Source organism: Aliivibrio sp. 1S128 (genome assembly GCF_001691065.1).
GTDB lineage: Bacteria > Pseudomonadota > Gammaproteobacteria > Enterobacterales > Vibrionaceae > Aliivibrio.
The window spans coordinates 166,795-185,317 of the sequence record NZ_MAJV01000003.1; the positions used below are offsets into that span (position 1 = coordinate 166,795).

Consider the following 18,523-nt stretch of genomic DNA (forward strand, 5'->3'; position numbering starts at 1 on the left):
GATTAGAAAATTACTGACCCGCAATTTTCATCGATTCAATAAGGATTGAGCCGGTTTGAATTTGTGAGCGAGTTTCAATATCACTACCAACTGCAATAATATTTTGGTACATCTCTGTTAAGTTTCCCGCAATCGTTATCTCAGAAACAGGGTATTGGATCTCACCATTCTCAACCCAAAAACCAGCCGCACCACGAGAATAATCACCCGTCACCGTATTCACGCCCTGCCCCATCAACTCAGTAACAAGCAGGCCAGTCCCCATTGTTTTTAGCATTTGGTCAAAACTTTGGCCTGTTGATTTAACAAACCAATTATGAATACCACCCGCATGACCTGTTGGCGTCATGTTTAGTTTGCGAGCAGCGTAGCTTGTTAATAAATACGTAGCTAATACACCATCAGTGATGATTTCACGATCTTGTGTATATAAGCCTTCGCTATCAAATGGGCTACTTGCCAATCCTTTTAGGATATGTGGACGTTCACTAACATTAAACCATTCAGGTAAAATCTTCTCATTTAACTTATCAAGCATAAATGTTGATTTACGATAAAGATTCGCACCACTAATCGCCATAACAAGATGACCAATTAGCCCTGTTGCTACATCAGCAGAGAACATAACAGGCACTTTCATCGTATTTAGTTTTTGAGCATCTAAACGACTAACTGTACGTTCTGCAGCATCCAATCCGACTTTTTTTGCATCCCATAAATCATCACGATGACGAGCAACGGTATAGCTATAATCACGCTCCATGTTGCCATTTTTATCAACCCCAATCACACTACAGCTGATACTGTGACGGCTTGATGGATAGCTCGCTAACATGCCATGACTGTTACCGTAAACCTTAATGCCATAATGGCTATCGTAACTTGCTCCATCACTCTGTTTAATTGATGAGTGATACGCCAATGCCGCCTGTTCTGCCTCAATTGCTTTCTCTGCTGCATAATCTGGTTCAGGATCATCCGGATGGAACAAATCTAAATCAGGAATATTTTGAGCCATTAATTCTTTTGGTGCAGGCCCAGAAAATGGGTCTTCTGACGTATAATTTGCTATATCTAACGCCGCAGCAACCGTCTGTTGAATCGCCTTATCACTTAAATCAGATGTCGATGCACTGCCTTTTCGATGACCACGATACACCGTAATACCGAGTGCTCCATCACGATTAAACTCAACGTTTTCAACCTCTCCCATTAAAGTAGATACGCTGATACCCGTTGTTTTTGTAATCGCGACTTCTGCAGCACTCGCGTGCTGTGTTGCCATCTCTAACGCCTTGGCTACTGCTGCTTCAAGTTCTATTTTTTGATTCATCATTTGGGCTTTTGCATCCATAACATCTGACTAAACATATAAATTTTTACTAGAATAACACTCTATCTGATAAATTTGCGCCCCATTCTCCATTTATCTTGCTAAAATAGAGAGAATCACCCATAAAAGAATGAAGATCATGGCACGTAAAAATCAAAAAGCTCCTTGGGAAGAAGAAGAAGAGATCATCTGGGTAAGTAGAACCGAGATGAAGAACGACATGGAAGACGTACAAAAATTAGGCGAAGAACTGGTTGGTTTAAAGCCTGCAGTTCTTGCTAAGTTTCCATTATCAGAGCTCCTACAAATAGCGATCTTTGATGCTCAACGTTTTAGAAACGAAGCAAAGCGTCGTCAATTACAATACATTGGTAAGTTGATGCGCCTTGAAGATGCTGAAGCGATTCAATTGGCTTTAGATAAAGTGCGTAATAAGCACTCACAAACAACTATCGCTCTTCAGAAGTTAGAAATTCTACGAGATCGTATGATTGAAACGCCTGATGCTGTAATTGAAGACATAATGGTGAAATACCCAGAAGCTGATCGTCAACGCTTCCGTCAACTTGCTCGCCAAGCAAAAAAAGAAAAAGAATCGAATAAGCCACCAAAGGCATACCGTGAAATTTTCCAAATATTAAAAGATTTATATTTAGCAGAAGATCTATAATTCTTCAGATATAAAGAGAACAATAAAAAAGAGCCAAACACAGATGATGCTTGGCTCTTTTTGTACATCTGAATAACGTAAATTAATACACCGAGATTACTCTGTACCACCTACCGTCAATGCATCGAGTTTCAATGTGGGTTGACCAACTCCGACAGGAACACTTTGCCCCGCTTTACCACAAACACCGACACCGCGATCTAATGATAAATCATTGCCAACCATTGAAATTTGTTGCATTGCTTCCATACCAGAACCAATCAAAGTCGCACCTTTAACAGGGCGGGTAATTTTACCATCTTCGATTAAATAAGCCTCTGATGCAGAAAATACAAACTTACCGGAAGTAATATCAACCTGACCGCCGCCAAAGTTTGGAGCATAAATACCTTTTTTAACCGTTGATATAATCTCTTCTGGAGTATACTCACCAGGCAACATGTAAGTATTCGTCATACGAGGCATTGGTAGGTGAGCATAAGACTCTCTACGGCCATTTCCCGTAGGTGCAACCCCCATCAAGCGGGCATTTAACTTATCTTGCATATAACCTTTCAATACACCATTTTCAATCAGTGAATTGTATTGACCTGCAACACCTTCATCATCGACATTTAATGAACCACGACGATCAGCCATTGTGCCATCATCAACAATAGTACATACCGAAGACGTTACTTTTTCTCCAATCTTCCCAGAGAATACAGAAGAACCTTTACGGTTGAAGTCACCTTCAAGACCATGACCAACTGCTTCATGCAATAGAACTCCCGGCCAACCAGAACCAAGAACAACAGGCATCATTCCAGCCGGTGCAGCATCAGCATCTAAATTCACTAAGGCTTGACGGATAGCTTCATCTGCAAACTCAAGAGCAATAGATTTACCCTGTATTTCAGTTAAAAAGTAATCATAACCATAACGACCGCCACCGCCAGCACTACCGCGTTCACGCTTATCACCACGTTGAACTAATACACTAATAGATAAACGTACTAATGGACGTATATCTGCAGCATAAGTACCATCAAGAGCTGCGACCAACATTTGCTCATAAACGCCGCTAATACTTGCAGATACTTCTTGAATTAGTGGTTCTTTTGCTCGGATATAGGCATCAATTTCTTCAAGCAGTGCTATTTTTTGTTTCTTATCCAGACTATCAAGAGGATTAATAGGTGCATAAAACTGAGGGATAGTTTGAGCAGAAAATGCTTTAACTTTACCTTCACCGCCTTGCTGAACAATACCGCGAGCCGCTTTTGCACTTTGAGTTAATGCATCAAGATTAATTTGATCCGAATAAGCAAAACCGGTTTTCTCACCAGAAACCGCACGAATACCCACACCACGATCAATATTAAAAGACCCATCTTTAATAATACTGTCTTCGAGTACTAATGATTCATGCCAGCAAGATTGAAAGTATATATCAGCATAGTCCACATCTCTTTTTGCAATGGAGCTTAAGGTCTGAGACAGTTCCTGCTGACCGATCCCTGCTTGACTCAATAAGGATTGTTCTACTTCTTGCAAACTCATTCGACGTACTCTTTTTAAGAATTTAAGATCTAGGCTTAATTATGAATAAAAAAGAGTGGCTTTTATAGTGAAACTCACTCTTTTCTTAAATAAACCAAATTTAGTTCAATTGACAGTCTAGCCTTGCGTGCTGTGCTACCGGCATTTTTTTACGAATTGTAGCTAATTGCGATAAATCGATATCAGCCACAATCACTCCTGTGCCTTCTTTTTGAAGCGCCGCTTTATTTCCCCATGGATCAACAATCATTGAGTGTCCCCATGTTTCACGACCAGCCCCATGAGAGCCCCACTGCCCAGCTGCCAATAACCAACATTGAGTTTCAATGGCTCTGGAGCGTAATAGAATATCCCAATGAGCATATCCTGTTATTTTAGTAAACGCTGCCGGCACCATAATAATCTCAGCGCCTTGTCGGCGAAGCTCGCTGTATAACTGAGGAAAACGGACATCATAACAAATTGATAATCCTATTTTTCCTACTGGCGTATCCACAACTTTAATTTCATTACCTGGAGTAAAGGTATCTGATTCTCGATAGCTCTGATGACCATCTTCTACGTCGACATCAAACATATGCAACTTATGGTAATGCTCTACAAGCGCTCCTGCATCATTATAAACCAAGCACGTTGACGACAAACTTTCGTCTGAATTTCTAATAGGGAAAGAACCAACAACAAGCCAAATCTGATAATCCTTTGCCAGTGCAGATAATGCCTCTTGTAAAGGCCCTTGACCAAGAGGTTCTGCGTGTCGTTCGTAATCTTCTTTTTTACCAAAAACAATACTGTTCTCAGGAGTTAGAGCCAGCTTTGCTCCCTGTTGGCGTAATCCTTTTAATTTGAGATTCAATTGTTTAATATTATCTTCAGGATCAGCCCCTGAACTCATTTGAATTACGCCAGCCTTTCCCATCTTATATCCTTAGTATTAACTTGATCTAGCTCTAGATACACTAATCATCCACTTTTTCGGGTAATTGGTACTCACCTTGACTACGAGACAATTCTTTTACTGTTGGGGACTCTAGTGAGCCTTCAACCTTATAGTTCACCTGAGTAATAACATCAATAACAGGCGCTATAGCAGTAGCAACTGCTAGTACAATAATAGCGGTCTGTGGCGCAACAGCAAAGGCGGTAAGGATAGGAATACCAGAGGTTAAATCAGGAGTAAAACTCACTTCTGCATCCACTAAACGAGTATTTAAATCCGCTTTACCTTTAATCGTCATTTCACCTGCAACCGCATCCATAATCAAATTATTGCTGACAAAAATACCATCACGCATTTTTCCACTACCGGTAATCGAATTAAAGGCCATACCATCATCAAAAACATCTCTAAAATCGAGCTTCATTTTACGAATGATTGAATCAATACTAAACAGACCAAGAAAACGTGCTGCTCCTTTTACATCAGTAATAACGCCTTCACCTAACGTTGAAGCAAGATCCCCAGAAAGTGTATCTATTTGAATACTCCAAGGTGAACCTTCCCATCGAAGATCGCCATCCATACTATAGCTTGCTTTTTGAATACCCGAACTAATACCAAAACGTGCTAATAATTCAGAGTTATTTTCTCCCGACGCCTGAACTTTAAAAGCAGAGAGGCTCTTATCTTTATTTAATAGCCAATCCCCTGACATCGCCAGCTTATTTTCACCACTGGTAATTTTCAGTTTATCAAGATAAAAAGTTTCTCCGTTTTTATGCAGTTTAGTATCAAGTTTTCCTAGTTTATACCCTTGGATCCATGTGTCTTTAATCGTTAACTCTAAGTTTGGCATCAGACGAAAGAAATCACGGTCAAACTCAGAAATAACAGGCTCATGGTCTTTTGCTTGATTCAATCGTTTTTGATTCTCAGGATCGTCTAAACTTGGAATAAAGATATGCAGATTATCCAATTGAACCAATAGGTCATCGGATCCTTTCCAACTTGCCTTACCATCAACTTCTTGACTATTAACTTGAGCATACCAACCTTGAGATTTTTTACGTACATCAATACTCGCATCATTCCAATCTAACGAAGCTAAATGTAATGACTTAATGTTTGCATCAATACGAGTTGGTATTGGGATCACCGGGAAATGGCTCATTGATGATTTTACAGTGCTTGGCTTTCCTGTATTTAAAATAGGTTCAGATAACCACGCGTCCGCATCAAATGATGTGGTATTAATGGAAGCAGACTGCCCTACAATAGGGCTCACTCTAAAATTTCCACGCCCAACAATCACATGACTTGCGGTAATAACTGGTGTTTTCTTTGTTATATCAATTTCTGTTTGGTATTTCGCATCAGGTAACGTTAAGCGTCCCGACAATTTTTCTGAATTACCAGAAACCTGTAATAAGACTTTATCCCCATCGCCTTTATCCAAAGATAATGGATACGGCAACGTTGATCTAACCTCATTTAATGCCGCATTAACACCTAATTGATAAGTAAAGCCGACATCTGCTACCTGTAAATTTATGGTTGAGCTCCATTCCGAAACACCACCAACTTTATCCATCATAGGAGAGTCAATATAGTCTTTAAGTGGTGATATTTTCCACTTACCTTTCGTTTCAATGTTCACACTATAAAAATCAGATTGTGCTTCACCAGTAAAAGAAAGAGAGATTGGCTGCCCTAATAATGACGCTTGAATACCTGACGCTTTAACTACATCATTATCAAACTCAATTCGACCTTTTGCATTCGTCAGCAATATATTTGGTGACTGCAATTCAATGTGGTTATTTGCAATATCGGCATAGCCCCACGCACGCACATCATCGCCATTAAACGGGATATCTAAGCGCAATAAAGCATCAACACGGTTGTCGACTTGAATACTGTTTAATGCAGCTCCAACAGAATCAACTAATGGCGTTGCTGTCATATATTCACGAACCGCTTTACCTGAACCATTAGCAGTTGCACGAATAGTTAGCTTTCCATCTTCCGATAAATTGGCAATACGCCCGGTAACACGAGTGGCATGTACATCCATAAGATCTGCAGAATGAGAGCTTAAAAACATAGACGCATTTTGGAACATGAGATCTAATTGTAGATCAGTTAATGGAGGCCATGCTGTATCAAAAGAAAACTTAGCGTCTTTTAAACTTACCTTAACTTGAAATATTCCATCGTATTTGGTGTAAGGAAAATCAGCAACTTCACCATACCAAAGCAACTGCACCGTTTTAGCATTTCCTCCTTGTACGGCTGCAGATAAGTAATCTGTTAAATCTTGTCCCAATGCTAACGTCGGCAAATAACGCCACGTTTGATCTGCATGAAATGCATCGGCTTCGGCATAAAAAGAGAGTACAGACGGTTTATCTTTTGGAAAATCTAAGCGGAACTCACCTTTAGCTTGCAGATCAGGCGTCGATACTTTTATGTAATCAGACCATAAGCGCCAACCATTATCATTCACTTCCCAATAGGCGGTTACCTTACCCTGTTTGATATTTAATGGCGCTTGGAATACATCGCCATAAGGCAGCGTATCATCGACTAATGATAATGTTGCTTTGCCTTTTTCAGCATCACCAGCGACTAAGATATCCAATTTATGAAAGCCAGGAAGTAATTCCCATTGCTTCATTTCTGCTGCATGAATAGACGCAGAATAATGCAACCCTGTAGAGTGATCAAACTCGACACGAATATCATTAATGCTGCCTTTAGGGTCTAAAGTGGCAAGAAGATCAGTAATATTATCTTGAGAAGCAGGCAATAGTGTTTTTAAATCGAGTGCACTATAAAGATCGATATGCGCCAGATTTAATACCCATTTTTCAGGCTGCCACGTAAAGCTTCCTGAAACCTGTGGCCACATGTCATTTTGGTGCTTAATTCGAATATCGGAAGCTAATACCTTCCAACCCTCTCTATCTGGCTGTAGTTCAAACACCCCAGCTTCTACACTGGCTTGGTGAGTCTCTTTTCCTTCAAGCCAATTAATATAAGATGGCGATGCTTCAACAAGTGCATCAACCGGTTGGCCATTTTTAAATGATAACCAAGCATTAGCTGACACCTCACCTTGAGTTACCCCATATTCTTTTTGAATTTCATCGGTGATCCATGGAGTAACTTGAATATTTTTCGCTTCGACATAAAAATCACCATCTAAGCTTTTAAATGTGCCTTTTTCTTTGATGTTCCCGATGACTTTAAGCTGATTGATTTCACTCCCAATGATACTTACAACCCCTTCAGCAAGGTGTCTTTTATTTTCATTTCGCCATTGCAGTGAATCAATTTGAAGTGTTTTATCATTGCCATCAAGCGCAATAAGGGTCACTTGAGAATCTTTTAATGAAAAATGATTTAATCTCACTAAAAATAAATCTTCAAGACGCTTTCCTAAGGATTCATCACTGCTTTTTTCACTTGGTTTCTTCGCATCTTCTGGTGATTCGGAAGTGTCACCTAATGACGTTAAGTCAGCAACTAACTTATCAATACGTAAGTCAGCAAATTGAGGCTGTTGAGCCCATAGGGAAGAAAGGATATTGAGTTGGATCTCAACGTCCTTAACCGAGATGATTTCATCTCCAGAGACAGGATCGACCGCCGTCAAATTTTTAAGATTTAATGAGGGGTTAGTATTTCTCCAGCGACCATCAAGTTCACCAATAGAAATTGAAAAACCAGTACTTTTGGAAAGAAAAGCTTCAACTTCAGGTTGGTATTGATTAAGTGAAGGAAGGAGTAGACGTAAGCCTGTAATGACTAAAGCTGCCAGTAAAAACACCAGCAGCAATAATCCCATCAAGCAACGTTCAAAGCGAATTAACTTAGTGGTCACGTATTTTTATTCTCTACATCATTACGACATCAAACTGCTCTTGAATATAAAGAGGTTCTGCTTGAATCTTAACCTGTTTACCTATAAATAGTTCGAGTTCGGCAAGTGCATGAGACTCTTCACCTTCAAGAGCATCAGCAACCGCAACAGAGGCATAAACTACAAATTTATCAGAATCATACGCTCGATTGACTCGAGTGATTTCACGTAAGATCTCATAGCATACACTTTCAACCGTCTTCACGGCTCCACGACCTTCGCAGGTAGGGCATTGTCCACATAAAACATGTTCAATACTTTCTCGTGTACGCTTACGTGTCATTTCCACTAAACCAAGTTGAGTAAAACCATTAACATTCGTTTTAACTCGATCTTTCTCTAGTGCAGCACCTAATACTTGTAATACTCTGCGACGATGCTCTTCACTCATCATATCGATAAAATCAATAATAATGATACCGCCAAGGTTCCGTAAACGTAACTGACGAGCAATCGCTTGTGTGGCTTCAATATTGGTATTAAAAATGGTTTCTTCTAAATTACGTCGTCCAACAAATGCCCCAGTATTGATATCAACAGTGGTCATGGCTTCGGTTTGATCTATGATCAAATACCCACCCGACTTTAGCTCTACCTTGCGATCAAGTGCACGCTGGATTTCATTTTCCGTTTCGTACATATCAAAGATAGGTTTATCACCAGAGTAATATTCCAATTTTTTCGTTAATTCAGGAACGAATTCAGTTGTAAATTCTTTTAATTTTTCAAAAGCTTGCTTTGAATCGACACGAATTAAATCTAACTCAGTACCGACAAAATCACGTAAGATACGTTGATCTAATCCAAGCTCACCATAAAGCATTGATTTTGTTTTGCTCTTTTTACGACGCTCAATCACCTTGTGCCATAGACGCTTTAAGAAAGCAGCATCTTGGGAGATCTCCGCTTCTTTCGCGCCTTCTGCCGCAGTACGAATGATAAAACCACCAAACTCATCGCAATAGTCAGAGACCGTATTCTTTAAGCGATTACGTTCTTTTTCACTTTCAATTCGTTGAGATACACCCACATGGCTTGCACCAGGCATAAACACTAAATAACGAGAAGGAAGAGTAATGTCTGTCGTTAGACGAGCCCCTTTGGTTCCAAGTGGATCTTTAACAACTTGTACAACCAAATCTTGTCCTTGGTGTACTAACTGAGAAATATCTCTTACTTGAAATTGGCGCTTTTCATTTTCAGAAACACATTCCGTATGAGGAACAATATCTGAGGCGTGCAAAAATGCGGCTTTATCCAAACCGATATCTATAAACGCAGCTTGCATCCCCGGCAATACTCGGCTTACTCTGCCTTTGTATATATTACCCACAATACCGCGTCTTGCTTCTCTTTCAACATGGATCTCTTGAAGCACACCGGCTTCAATCATCGCAACACGAGTTTCACTCGGTGTGACGTTTATTAACAACTCTGTACTCATTGGAGCACCTCACTAATTTTTACAAAAATTGGTGTAAGAGCTGATCTGTTTCCATCAAAGGCAGTCCCATGACGGCATGATAACTGCCATCAATACGCGAGACAAATCGCCCACCACTACCTTGAATACCGTATGAACCTGCTTTATCACAAGGTTCACCACTTTCCCAATATTGTTCTATTTCTTTTATTGAAAGTGTTCTAAACCACACCTGTGTTATTACTGTTTTGGTTCTTGTTGTCTCAGGTGTTGCTAGCGTAACGGCGGTCATTACTTGATGTTGACGACCAGACAAAGCTAAGAGCATTCTCTTAGCGTCTTCAAAATCTTTAGGTTTTTCTAAAATAACACCATCGATAACAACGATAGTATCAGAGCCCAATACTGGGACATTCTTATTTTCTATTTGTTCTGTCATTTCAGCTTTAGCTAATGCTTCTACACCCGCTTTCGCTTTATCTTTAGATAATCGTTCAACGTACATAAGAGGTGTCTCATCTGATTGATGCACCTCTTCAACGTCAACAGACAAAATCTCAAATTGGTAGCCCAATAGAGCCAATAGCTCCTTTCTTCGAGGAGAACCAGAAGCTAAAAAAACTTGGGTAGTCATTACATTTCCTTATCGAATTGACCAATGACGACGAACTCTACGCATTAGTAAAAATAACCAAGGCCATAGAATAAAGTTTAACACGCCAGCCCATAAAAAATGTGCGTTGAAAGACACATCGTGGACTAAGAACTCGCCCATAAATTCCAAAAGCTTACCTAATAAAGTCAATCCTGAAAATATAGTGGCTTGTTGCCATAATGCTAAATTTCGTAGAACCTTAAAGTTAGCAGCAACAAGATAAACGAGTATAGCCATCGTCATACCACGAATGCCTAATGTCGTCCCTAATAAGAGGTCCCACAGAATACCTAATAGCATTGCTGTACCGACATTAACTCGATGAGGTAAAGCAAGTACCCAATAAAAGGTAACCAAAATAATCCAAGATGGTCGAAGTACTTCCAAAGCCCCTGGCCACGGAGCGGCTTGTAAGGTTAAGGCGATTAAAAAAGAGAGCCAAATAATGATTCTACCGCGCATTAAATGACTACTGCTCATTTGATATATCCTCTGTGTTCACGCCCGTATCTGTTGGCCATACTAATAATAGATATCGTAACTTATCGAATTCAACCGTCGTTTTTAAATCTATGGACGCAAATGGGCGCTTATTATCATTATCAATTGTTGAAACGTAACCGACAGGATAGCCTTCAGGATAACGTCCTCCCAAACCTGAACTCACTAATAAATCACCCACTTCAATATCAGTATTGGTCGGTATATGCTCAAGTTGCATCGTATCTAGATGCCCTTTACCTGACGCAATTACGCGAATATCATTTCTAACAATTTGTACTGGAATGGCATTATTAGGATCGGTCAGCAATAAGACTCGACTATTGTGAGCTCCAACATAGTTAATCTGTCCCACAATCCCTTTATCGCTGATCACAGGTTGGCCTTCATAAACACCGTCTATTTGACCTTTATCAATCATAACTTGGTGGGTATAAGGCGCTGAATCTACTGCCATTACCTCTGTTACCATTTTTTTCTCATCACGAATAAATGGAGAACCGAGAAGATCGCGCAATCGACTGTTTTCTTGCTTGAGTTGTTCCAATAATAATAAATTACTGTTTTGTACAAAAACTTCTTGTTTAAGACGCTGATTTTCAAGCATAAGAGTATTACGGCTATTAAATCTGTCATACATGCCATCAAACATAGTACGAGGAAGATTTGCCGCATAATGAATTGGCGATACAAAACTATTTAATAAGTAACGAATGTCGGAAAACGCATTTAAACGACTATCGGCTAGCATAAGGCTAGCCGATACCATTACAGCAATAAACAGGCGAAACTGTAGAGAAGGGCCTCTACCAAAGATTGGAGTCATATCCACTCACCCGTTATTTTTATTACTCTTCACTAAACAGATCGCCACCGTGCATGTCGATCATTTCTAATGCTTTACCGCCGCCACGAGCAACACAAGTTAGGGGCTCTTCAGCAACAACAACTGGAATTCCCGTTTCTTCAGTAAGCAAACGATCTAAATCACGAAGTAGTGCACCACCACCCGTTAATACCATGCCATGTTCAGAAATATCAGAAGCTAGCTCTGGTGGACACTGCTCTAGTGCAACCATCACTGCTGAAACGATACCTGATAGAGGCTCTTGAAGTGCTTCTAAGATTTCGTTTGAATTTAATGTAAAGCTGCGAGGAACACCTTCTGCAAGGTTACGGCCACGCACTTCAATTTCACGAACTTCATCACCTGGGTAAGCTGAACCAATTTCGTGTTTGATACGCTCTGCTGTTGCTTCGCCAATCAAGCTGCCGTAATTACGACGTACGTAGTTAATGATCGCTTCATCAAAACGGTCACCACCAATTCGTACAGATGAAGAGTAAACAACACCATTTAGTGAGATAACAGCAACTTCTGTTGTACCGCCACCTATATCGATAACCATTGAACCTGTTGCTTCTGATACAGGAAGACCCGCACCAATTGCTGCCGCCATTGGTTCATCAATTAAGTACACTTCACGAGCACCAGCACCTTGTGCTGATTCACGGATTGCACGACGCTCAACTTGTGTAGAACCACAAGGAACACAAACCAATACACGTGGGCTTGGACGTAAAACACTGTTGTCATGCACTTGTTTGATGAAATGCTGAAGCATTTTCTCTGTCACATAGAAGTCAGCAATAACACCATCTTTCATTGGACGGATAGCAGAAATATTACCAGGAGTACGACCTAGCATTTGTTTCGCCTCATGACCAACAGCTGCAACGCTTTTCGTAGATCCATTACGGTCTTGACGAATAGCAACTACTGATGGTTCATCAAGAACAATGCCTTGACCCTTTACATAAATAAGTGTGTTGGCAGTACCTAGATCAATCGATAGATCGTTTGAAAACATGCCACGAAGTTTCTTGAACATAATCTTCGTATTTCCTGAAAACGTGAGAATAAGATAAATATATCTAAATGTACCAATGCCTAGCCTAATCAGCAAGGCATTGGTTAATAATCCTGAAGCAAATCAGGATATTTATTAATATTTTAGTTAGAAGTACCAATTATGTTACTTTCGCCACGAAATAAAATGCGATCATTTCCGCGGTAAATACCAAAGGTAACGACAGTTGATGGATCTTCATCACCTTGACCTCGCCAATTGTATTGTAACCAAGGCTGTTCCTCATTCGACCCAGAAACACCCTGACAGTTCACATTCGATCCCCCTCCTATTGAAGAAAGAGGATCTAAACATAGCCAAAATCGTACTTGTTCACGTAAAATACGGCTATCAGGTTCTGCAATCAAAGAAATCGAGTCGTTCCCATTCACGATAACCCCACGACCAACCAATTTAGATGAACTCTGCTTCGTTGGATCTGGCCATATAGTTTGCTTCTCATGTTTTTCACCATCAAAACTCGATTTACTATCAGTATCATTAACAACAAATCGACCACCATTCCAGAACTCAACGCGCAATGGAACAATGACACTTTGACCGGCTGATGTCCCAACACTGTCTAGCACCATTCGACCATAACGAACCTTAGGTTGTGATAATAATTCTTGCTCTAGTACTTCTTGGGTTTTATCAAAAGAAACGGGGTCAACACCGCTTATCGCTAAATTCAATGCCGTTGTTATCGCATTAACGCCATCATTAAAAGGACCATCAGCGGTTGTCGTTATATTACCAGCCAGCGTTGATGCACTTTTTCTTGACCAAATAACACCTTTTGAAAGGTCTGGTGTTTCCCAAGTCGCATTACTCCAATGGGTATTATCTAAATCGGAAGACGCAATATTTAACCGTTCATTATAATCACCAGTTAATGAAAAACTGGCTTTTATGCTTGTATCAAACAACCCATAGTTATTAACGGTCGTATCACTCTCAGAATAGGCCGTAACAGCAAAGTTTACGTCATCAAAAGGCTGTGCCATGTAGGTATAAGTTCCTTCCGAAGATCCTTGCTTTTCAGGGTGATCCCACAATGTATCAGTGATAGTGAAATAGGCTGGATAGAACCGGCCAATAGAAAGATCACCAAACTCAATCCCCCCTAGAATCCCATCATAAAAAATAGGACTTAAGGCTTCAGATTTAAATAAAATACTTCCAACCTCTGAGTAGGTCATATTATTAAATTCGTAATAGCTATCCCTACCGACACCTACGTAAACATCATTATTAATAGGAACTAATGGCGCTAAAGTGCCTTTAACTCCATTAGTTGGAGTACTTAGCTCATATGATGGTGATATAGATGAAAAAGGAGCTGATGATTTAAAGAAATTTTGAGTCACAGGGAGTTGACATAAATCAGTTGCGGTACCAAATCTCACTGGTTTCACCTTTACAGAGAACCTTTCACCAGCAGCAACTAACGCAGAACCACCAGAACTATCTCCATCGACAGCGATATCACTACAAATAACAAGTTTCCAAGGACGAGATTCGACATTGACGGTTGTTGATAATAAATCAGAATCCACAGGGTAATCATTACAATCAAAATTAGGCGGGCAAATAAAATTTGGATCACTCAAGGTAAAATGAATCGCGCCCGCTTCTTGGTACATTAAGCTTGTTGATGCTTTACCTTCATCAAAAATAAGTTCAATTTTGCTTGGGTTAGTTTGACCCGAAAGTTCAAAATCCGTACGAATACCATCACTTTCCGTTGGTTGAATGAGTTTATAAGAAGATACGTCTAATCGCTTTGTTCCTTTGTAATTTTTAACTATATCAATCTCATCATTACCACAAGCTAATACGACTATGTCAAAAAAATGCGATTGATTTGCGATGACTTTTGTTGCTGATGTCTCGAACATATAAGGAACATAATGTACTTCACCTTCATCAGTTACATTTGAATCACTTTGTAAACTGGCCTTAACGACAATATCTTCTATCTTCTCCTTATTTAATTTTGAAAATAATAATGTCACTTCACCGTTGTTGTCAGTAATTAAATCTGAACTTAAGAGTGTAAGTTTTGATTCATCAAATTGAAGGGTTATTCTTTTACCAATAACTGGCGTTGGAGTGCCTGAATCGGTCATAACTAAAACATTAAATTCAACGTCATTACAAACTAAACTGTATTTTTCTTTTGGGGTTATCGTAAGTATATAGTTTTCACTAGGAGGAGATGCATTACAGATATCGTCTGAAGAGCTTATTGGGCATGCGGGTTTATCTATACAGGTTGTGCTATCTATACCACAATATAATGTTGTATTTAGATAATCATAAATATTAGCTTGAGAGGATACAACACCACACACTTCACTATTTTTGAGGGTCACTTTACCAAAAGAATTAATAGCATCTATTTTTGCATATATCTTATTGTTATCGTTTTCAACTGATACACTGCCACCTATAGAAGTGATTGTTCCACACACTAATACTTCTTTTAGTTTTGCATTACTGTGAGCCATAATATTACCAATGACTTGATTATTATTTTCTTCGATAATCACCTCACCGCCTTCACTAGTAACATCTCCAAATACTTTCGTATTTTTTAATTTAACATTACGGAGTGCTTGGATATTTCCATCGATTTCATTATTATTTTCTTCAATAATAATATCATCTCCGTGGCTGATAACATTTCCAATGACTTTGATTTTTTTTAATTTAATATTACTTTGAGCTTGAATATTCCCATCGATTTCATTATTACTACCTTCAATGATGACCTCGCCACCAGCACTAATAATACTCCCAACCACTTTTACATTTTTTAACTTAATGTTCCGTTGTGCAATAATAAAACCATAAATTTCATTACCGTTTCCTTCAATGATGACTTCACCACCGAGAGAGTTGATATGAATCGGCTGCTCATTTGTTCCTATTTTATTACTATCAAGCTTTGCACTGCCATTAGATATCAACTCTACATCCATTAAATCTACATTACTTACAATAACAGAATCGTTTTTCTGAAGAATTAGCGCACCCACACATCGATAGACGTTCCCGGTTAAAGAACCATTACAAAGAGAAACAGTAGGATCAGATAAATCATAAACTTTTGCTGTTGTAGTAAATGATAAAAAAAATAATATAAAGAATAACTTCCTCATTGATGTATCTCCTTCGCCCATACTTCTTGAATGCGCATTACTTCATTAATTCCTGAACCGCAAATAGCTCTACTTTTTATTTGAAAATATTGAATCGTTTCGCCATGGTAAGTTATTTCCGTCATATCACATGTAACACTAGGGTTGTGACTGCATCCACTATTTGCTAAAGCCATATTCGGATTTCGTTCAACCCCATCACAAATTGAATCATCAGCCCCCGATAGTCCTAGCGGAAAGAGCTGAACCAAACCCCATTCAGCACCAGAGTGCGCTAAAAACCAAGCTTGGGTTCCTAAGACTTCTTTTGAAACCGTATCTGAATTACTGGTTTCGACCTTCAATAAATTTAATGATAAATAGCCAATAACAACCATAACGACAATAGACATGATTAGCAGGTTACCTTTTTGCTTTGCTTGATTACGGTACATTTATCACCTGCACATCATGTTGATATTCGGTTGTTTCACCTATACCACTTTCAAAAACCAATACCATTCTAAGCATAGAGTTGCGATGCACAGATGCTGCCTCAAAAACAAATCGACCATTGTTAATATGATCAGCCAATTGAATTGTCACATTTTGAATCCTTCGTTCTACCTTGCCATTACCAATGCAATAAGTAATCGTTTCAGGTTTATAGATAAAAGCACGGCCAGAAACTGAACTTGAAATAAAAGCAGGATTATTAATGGTAGAAAAGGCAAGGGTTGATACCCCACCAGAAACAGAAATTGAATCAATCGTAACGTAACGAGACCCGTTGACTGCCATTAAGTCATTTTGGCTACTTGGGTTAATCGTAAGATTTAGACCAGCAACTACATCCGTCTTATTAGAGAGTAAAACCGTATCTATTTGCTTTTCATTAAACTGCGGTAACGCTAAATAAAAAGCGCTTGCCTCTACAGGAATAAAACTAACACACTCTTGAGAACTTGATATTTCAATACTATTCGGTACCGCATGACGCAGCTCTCGACTCAGTTTTTCAATAACAAACTTTGCCTGCATTTGATTATCTTGCCGATCAATACTGTCGTTATAACTTTGAAAGCCGAGTTGCAGCGTATTACTCGCAGCAAGTGCAACAATACCCACAACAACAATGGTTAAAATTAATTCGATTAAGGTAAACCCATTCTTTCTCTTCATTAATAATTCCCCTTATAAGCACTAAAGGTATATTTCGCGTATTCGCTCGCATGAAGGATGACATCGATTTTTTTAAACGGTGTAATTTCAGTATTAGAAGCATCAATGTCGGCATACGTTACTGTAATTTCTACGGTGAAGTTCTTATACTCATCCGCACTTATTGCATCTATTAATTGATTTAATTGGTATGACGGTAAACTACTTGATGAACATATTGAGAGATCTCCCCAGCAACCAATAAAGTCATCCACATCATTAAATGAAAACGATGTTAGATCTATCTCTTCTCTACCTAGCGTTTCCGTACAAGTAATTAATTTATCATCGTTATCCTTTTCCCCACATCGATATTGCCCACCGCTAGGATCGCTATGTTCATCGAATTGCCGACTTAATATATCTGTCATCACTGAATGCCCAAGCGCAGCACCTTGTGCTTGATAGGTGGCTTGATGAGACATCGTTGAAGAGGTAAACACGCCAGAAATCAAGACTGATAATGCAAAACCTAAAATCACAATACCGATGATTGATTCTATTAAGGTCAACCCTTGCTGATAGGTAGATTTCAAATTCATAGTTGGCATCCAGTATCTTGAATAGAACGATAAATGAACCCTTCACGGTTAATACAGACTGAGCGACTCTCATTAGAAGAAGGCGTTGTAATCGTTATTCTACAATCCTTGTCTATGCATAATGTCGAACTCGCTGATGATGTAGCAATGCTTGGTCGGCCTAATAAATCAAATGACAATCCAGAAATAAGCACTTCCGTGTTTACTGAATTAAAATCATAGCTTAATTGAATTAGCTCTAATTGCTGTTGGTTCGTATCTTTAGAATAATCAGAAAGTGCCGCGCTAGACATGCCTTGCTGTTGACAAGATTGAGACACGCCAAATTGATTCGTTGCCATAAAAATTGAACGGCAAGAATTACTCTGATAAGACGTATTTGTTTGCATTGCTGCAATTTGAACGTGGCGTAAGATTGATATAACTTGCTCTTGCGCTGCTGCCGAAGAAAAACGGCTCGCTCCCATGTATTTACTCGAGGTATAAATAGCAATAATCGCTAGAATGACGATCACGACAATCAGCTCAACCAATGTGAAACCTTTTGTTTTTATTGGTTGTTTTTGTAGAGATACTGCGAGGGGAAAAGTCATCATCCGTTACCTTATTGTCTCCTGTTACTAGGATAACGAAATTTATAGAGATAGCGAGATTTTGTTAATTTTAGATACAAAAAAGCCAGCGGAGATCGCTGGCTTTTGAAAATTATTTTAGA

At 39.2% G+C, this 18,523-nt stretch carries 15 protein-coding genes; 1 reads left to right on the plus strand and 14 read right to left on the minus strand.

The annotated features are described in order from the left end of the window. Window positions 1–10: 10 nt before the first annotated feature. Complete coding sequence (pmbA, locus tag A6E03_RS02665; protein ID WP_065594113.1) at window positions 11–1,354, minus strand: metalloprotease PmbA; 1,344 nt, start codon at window positions 1,352–1,354, stop codon at window positions 11–13. Between the two features lie 118 nt (window positions 1,355–1,472). On the opposite strand from pmbA, the gene yjgA reads away from it, so the two are divergent. Beyond that, window positions 1,473–2,003 carry a ribosome biogenesis factor YjgA gene (yjgA, locus tag A6E03_RS02670; protein WP_065594114.1) on the plus strand — a complete coding sequence of 177 codons (531 nt, stop codon included), beginning with the start codon at window positions 1,473–1,475 and terminating at the stop codon, window positions 2,001–2,003. 96 nt (window positions 2,004–2,099) lie between these two features. Here yjgA and tldD read toward each other — a convergent pair whose 3' ends face one another. The 13 genes from tldD to A6E03_RS02735 form a co-directional block, all read right to left on the minus strand. After that, window positions 2,100–3,545: a metalloprotease TldD gene (gene tldD / locus A6E03_RS02675; protein WP_065600118.1), complete on the minus strand. Its 1,446-nt coding sequence runs from the start codon at window positions 3,543–3,545 to the stop codon at window positions 2,100–2,102. 100 nt (window positions 3,546–3,645) lie between these two features. Continuing rightward, window positions 3,646–4,464, minus strand: coding sequence for a carbon-nitrogen hydrolase family protein (locus A6E03_RS02680; RefSeq protein WP_065594116.1), 819 nt, complete (start codon window positions 4,462–4,464; stop codon window positions 3,646–3,648). 40 nt (window positions 4,465–4,504) lie between these two features. Then, window positions 4,505–8,371, minus strand: a complete 3,867-nt coding sequence (locus A6E03_RS02685) for a YhdP family protein (RefSeq protein WP_065600119.1) — start codon at window positions 8,369–8,371, stop codon at window positions 4,505–4,507. A 13-nt stretch (window positions 8,372–8,384) separates the two neighbouring features. After that, a complete protein-coding gene (rng, locus tag A6E03_RS02690) occupies window positions 8,385–9,854 on the minus strand; it encodes a ribonuclease G (RefSeq protein WP_065594118.1) in 1,470 nt (489 codons plus the stop codon). Between the two features lie 19 nt (window positions 9,855–9,873). Further along, entirely contained in the window at window positions 9,874–10,467 is a 594-nt protein-coding gene (locus A6E03_RS02695) for a nucleoside triphosphate pyrophosphatase (RefSeq protein ID WP_065600120.1), read from the minus strand. A gap of 9 nt (window positions 10,468–10,476) precedes the next feature. Beyond that, window positions 10,477–10,968, minus strand: coding sequence for a rod shape-determining protein MreD (gene mreD, locus A6E03_RS02700; RefSeq protein WP_065594120.1), 492 nt, complete (start codon window positions 10,966–10,968; stop codon window positions 10,477–10,479). After that, window positions 10,958–11,815, minus strand: coding sequence for a rod shape-determining protein MreC (gene mreC / locus A6E03_RS02705; protein ID WP_065594121.1), 858 nt, complete (start codon window positions 11,813–11,815; stop codon window positions 10,958–10,960). Before mreC ends, mreD begins: the two co-directional genes overlap by 11 nt. Window positions 11,816–11,837: 22 nt before the next feature. After that, window positions 11,838–12,881, minus strand: coding sequence for a rod shape-determining protein (locus tag A6E03_RS02710; protein ID WP_065594122.1), 1,044 nt, complete (start codon window positions 12,879–12,881; stop codon window positions 11,838–11,840). A 122-nt stretch (window positions 12,882–13,003) separates the two neighbouring features. Beyond that, the gene (locus tag A6E03_RS02715) at window positions 13,004–16,066 is read right to left on the minus strand and encodes a DUF6701 domain-containing protein (protein ID WP_065600121.1); all 3,063 of its coding nucleotides are present in this window, start codon (window positions 16,064–16,066) and stop codon (window positions 13,004–13,006) included. After that, on the minus strand, window positions 16,063–16,500 hold the full coding sequence (locus A6E03_RS02720) for an MSHA biogenesis protein MshP (RefSeq protein WP_065600122.1): 438 nt from the start codon (window positions 16,498–16,500) through the stop codon (window positions 16,063–16,065). The genes A6E03_RS02715 and A6E03_RS02720 overlap by 4 nt, the downstream gene beginning before the upstream one ends. Next, a complete protein-coding gene (locus A6E03_RS02725; RefSeq protein WP_065594125.1) occupies window positions 16,490–17,227 on the minus strand; it encodes a type II secretion system protein J in 738 nt (245 codons plus the stop codon). Before A6E03_RS02725 ends, A6E03_RS02720 begins: the two co-directional genes overlap by 11 nt. Next, the gene (locus A6E03_RS02730) at window positions 17,227–17,808 is read right to left on the minus strand and encodes a prepilin-type N-terminal cleavage/methylation domain-containing protein (protein WP_065600123.1); all 582 of its coding nucleotides are present in this window, start codon (window positions 17,806–17,808) and stop codon (window positions 17,227–17,229) included. The genes A6E03_RS02725 and A6E03_RS02730 overlap by 1 nt, the downstream gene beginning before the upstream one ends. Further along, the gene (locus A6E03_RS02735) at window positions 17,805–18,404 is read right to left on the minus strand and encodes a prepilin-type N-terminal cleavage/methylation domain-containing protein (RefSeq protein ID WP_065594127.1); all 600 of its coding nucleotides are present in this window, start codon (window positions 18,402–18,404) and stop codon (window positions 17,805–17,807) included. The genes A6E03_RS02730 and A6E03_RS02735 overlap by 4 nt, the downstream gene beginning before the upstream one ends. Window positions 18,405–18,523 lie beyond the last annotated feature (119 nt).

Bases quoted from the DNA above. Each gene is read 5' to 3' on its own strand.
- A6E03_RS02730 (WP_065600123.1), bottom strand. From the start codon at position 17,808: ATGAATTTGAAATCTACCTATCAGCAAGGGTTGACCTTAATAGAATCA.
- A6E03_RS02715 (WP_065600121.1), bottom strand. From the start codon at position 16,066: ATGAGGAAGTTATTCTTTATATTATTTTTTTTATCATTTACTACAACA.
- A6E03_RS02735 (WP_065594127.1), bottom strand. From the start codon at position 18,404: ATGATGACTTTTCCCCTCGCAGTATCTCTACAAAAACAACCAATAAAA.
- A6E03_RS02710 (WP_065594122.1), bottom strand. From the start codon at position 12,881: ATGTTCAAGAAACTTCGTGGCATGTTTTCAAACGATCTATCGATTGAT.
- A6E03_RS02725 (WP_065594125.1), bottom strand. From the start codon at position 17,227: ATGAAGAGAAAGAATGGGTTTACCTTAATCGAATTAATTTTAACCATT.
- rng (WP_065594118.1), bottom strand. From the start codon at position 9,854: ATGAGTACAGAGTTGTTAATAAACGTCACACCGAGTGAAACTCGTGTT.
- A6E03_RS02680 (WP_065594116.1), bottom strand. From the start codon at position 4,464: ATGGGAAAGGCTGGCGTAATTCAAATGAGTTCAGGGGCTGATCCTGAA.
- A6E03_RS02695 (WP_065600120.1), bottom strand. From the start codon at position 10,467: ATGACTACCCAAGTTTTTTTAGCTTCTGGTTCTCCTCGAAGAAAGGAG.
- tldD (WP_065600118.1), bottom strand. From the start codon at position 3,545: ATGAGTTTGCAAGAAGTAGAACAATCCTTATTGAGTCAAGCAGGGATC.
- mreD (WP_065594120.1), bottom strand. From the start codon at position 10,968: ATGAGCAGTAGTCATTTAATGCGCGGTAGAATCATTATTTGGCTCTCT.
- pmbA (WP_065594113.1), bottom strand. From the start codon at position 1,354: ATGGATGCAAAAGCCCAAATGATGAATCAAAAAATAGAACTTGAAGCA.
- mreC (WP_065594121.1), bottom strand. From the start codon at position 11,815: ATGACTCCAATCTTTGGTAGAGGCCCTTCTCTACAGTTTCGCCTGTTT.
- A6E03_RS02720 (WP_065600122.1), bottom strand. From the start codon at position 16,500: ATGTACCGTAATCAAGCAAAGCAAAAAGGTAACCTGCTAATCATGTCT.
- yjgA (WP_065594114.1), top strand. From the start codon at position 1,473: ATGGCACGTAAAAATCAAAAAGCTCCTTGGGAAGAAGAAGAAGAGATC.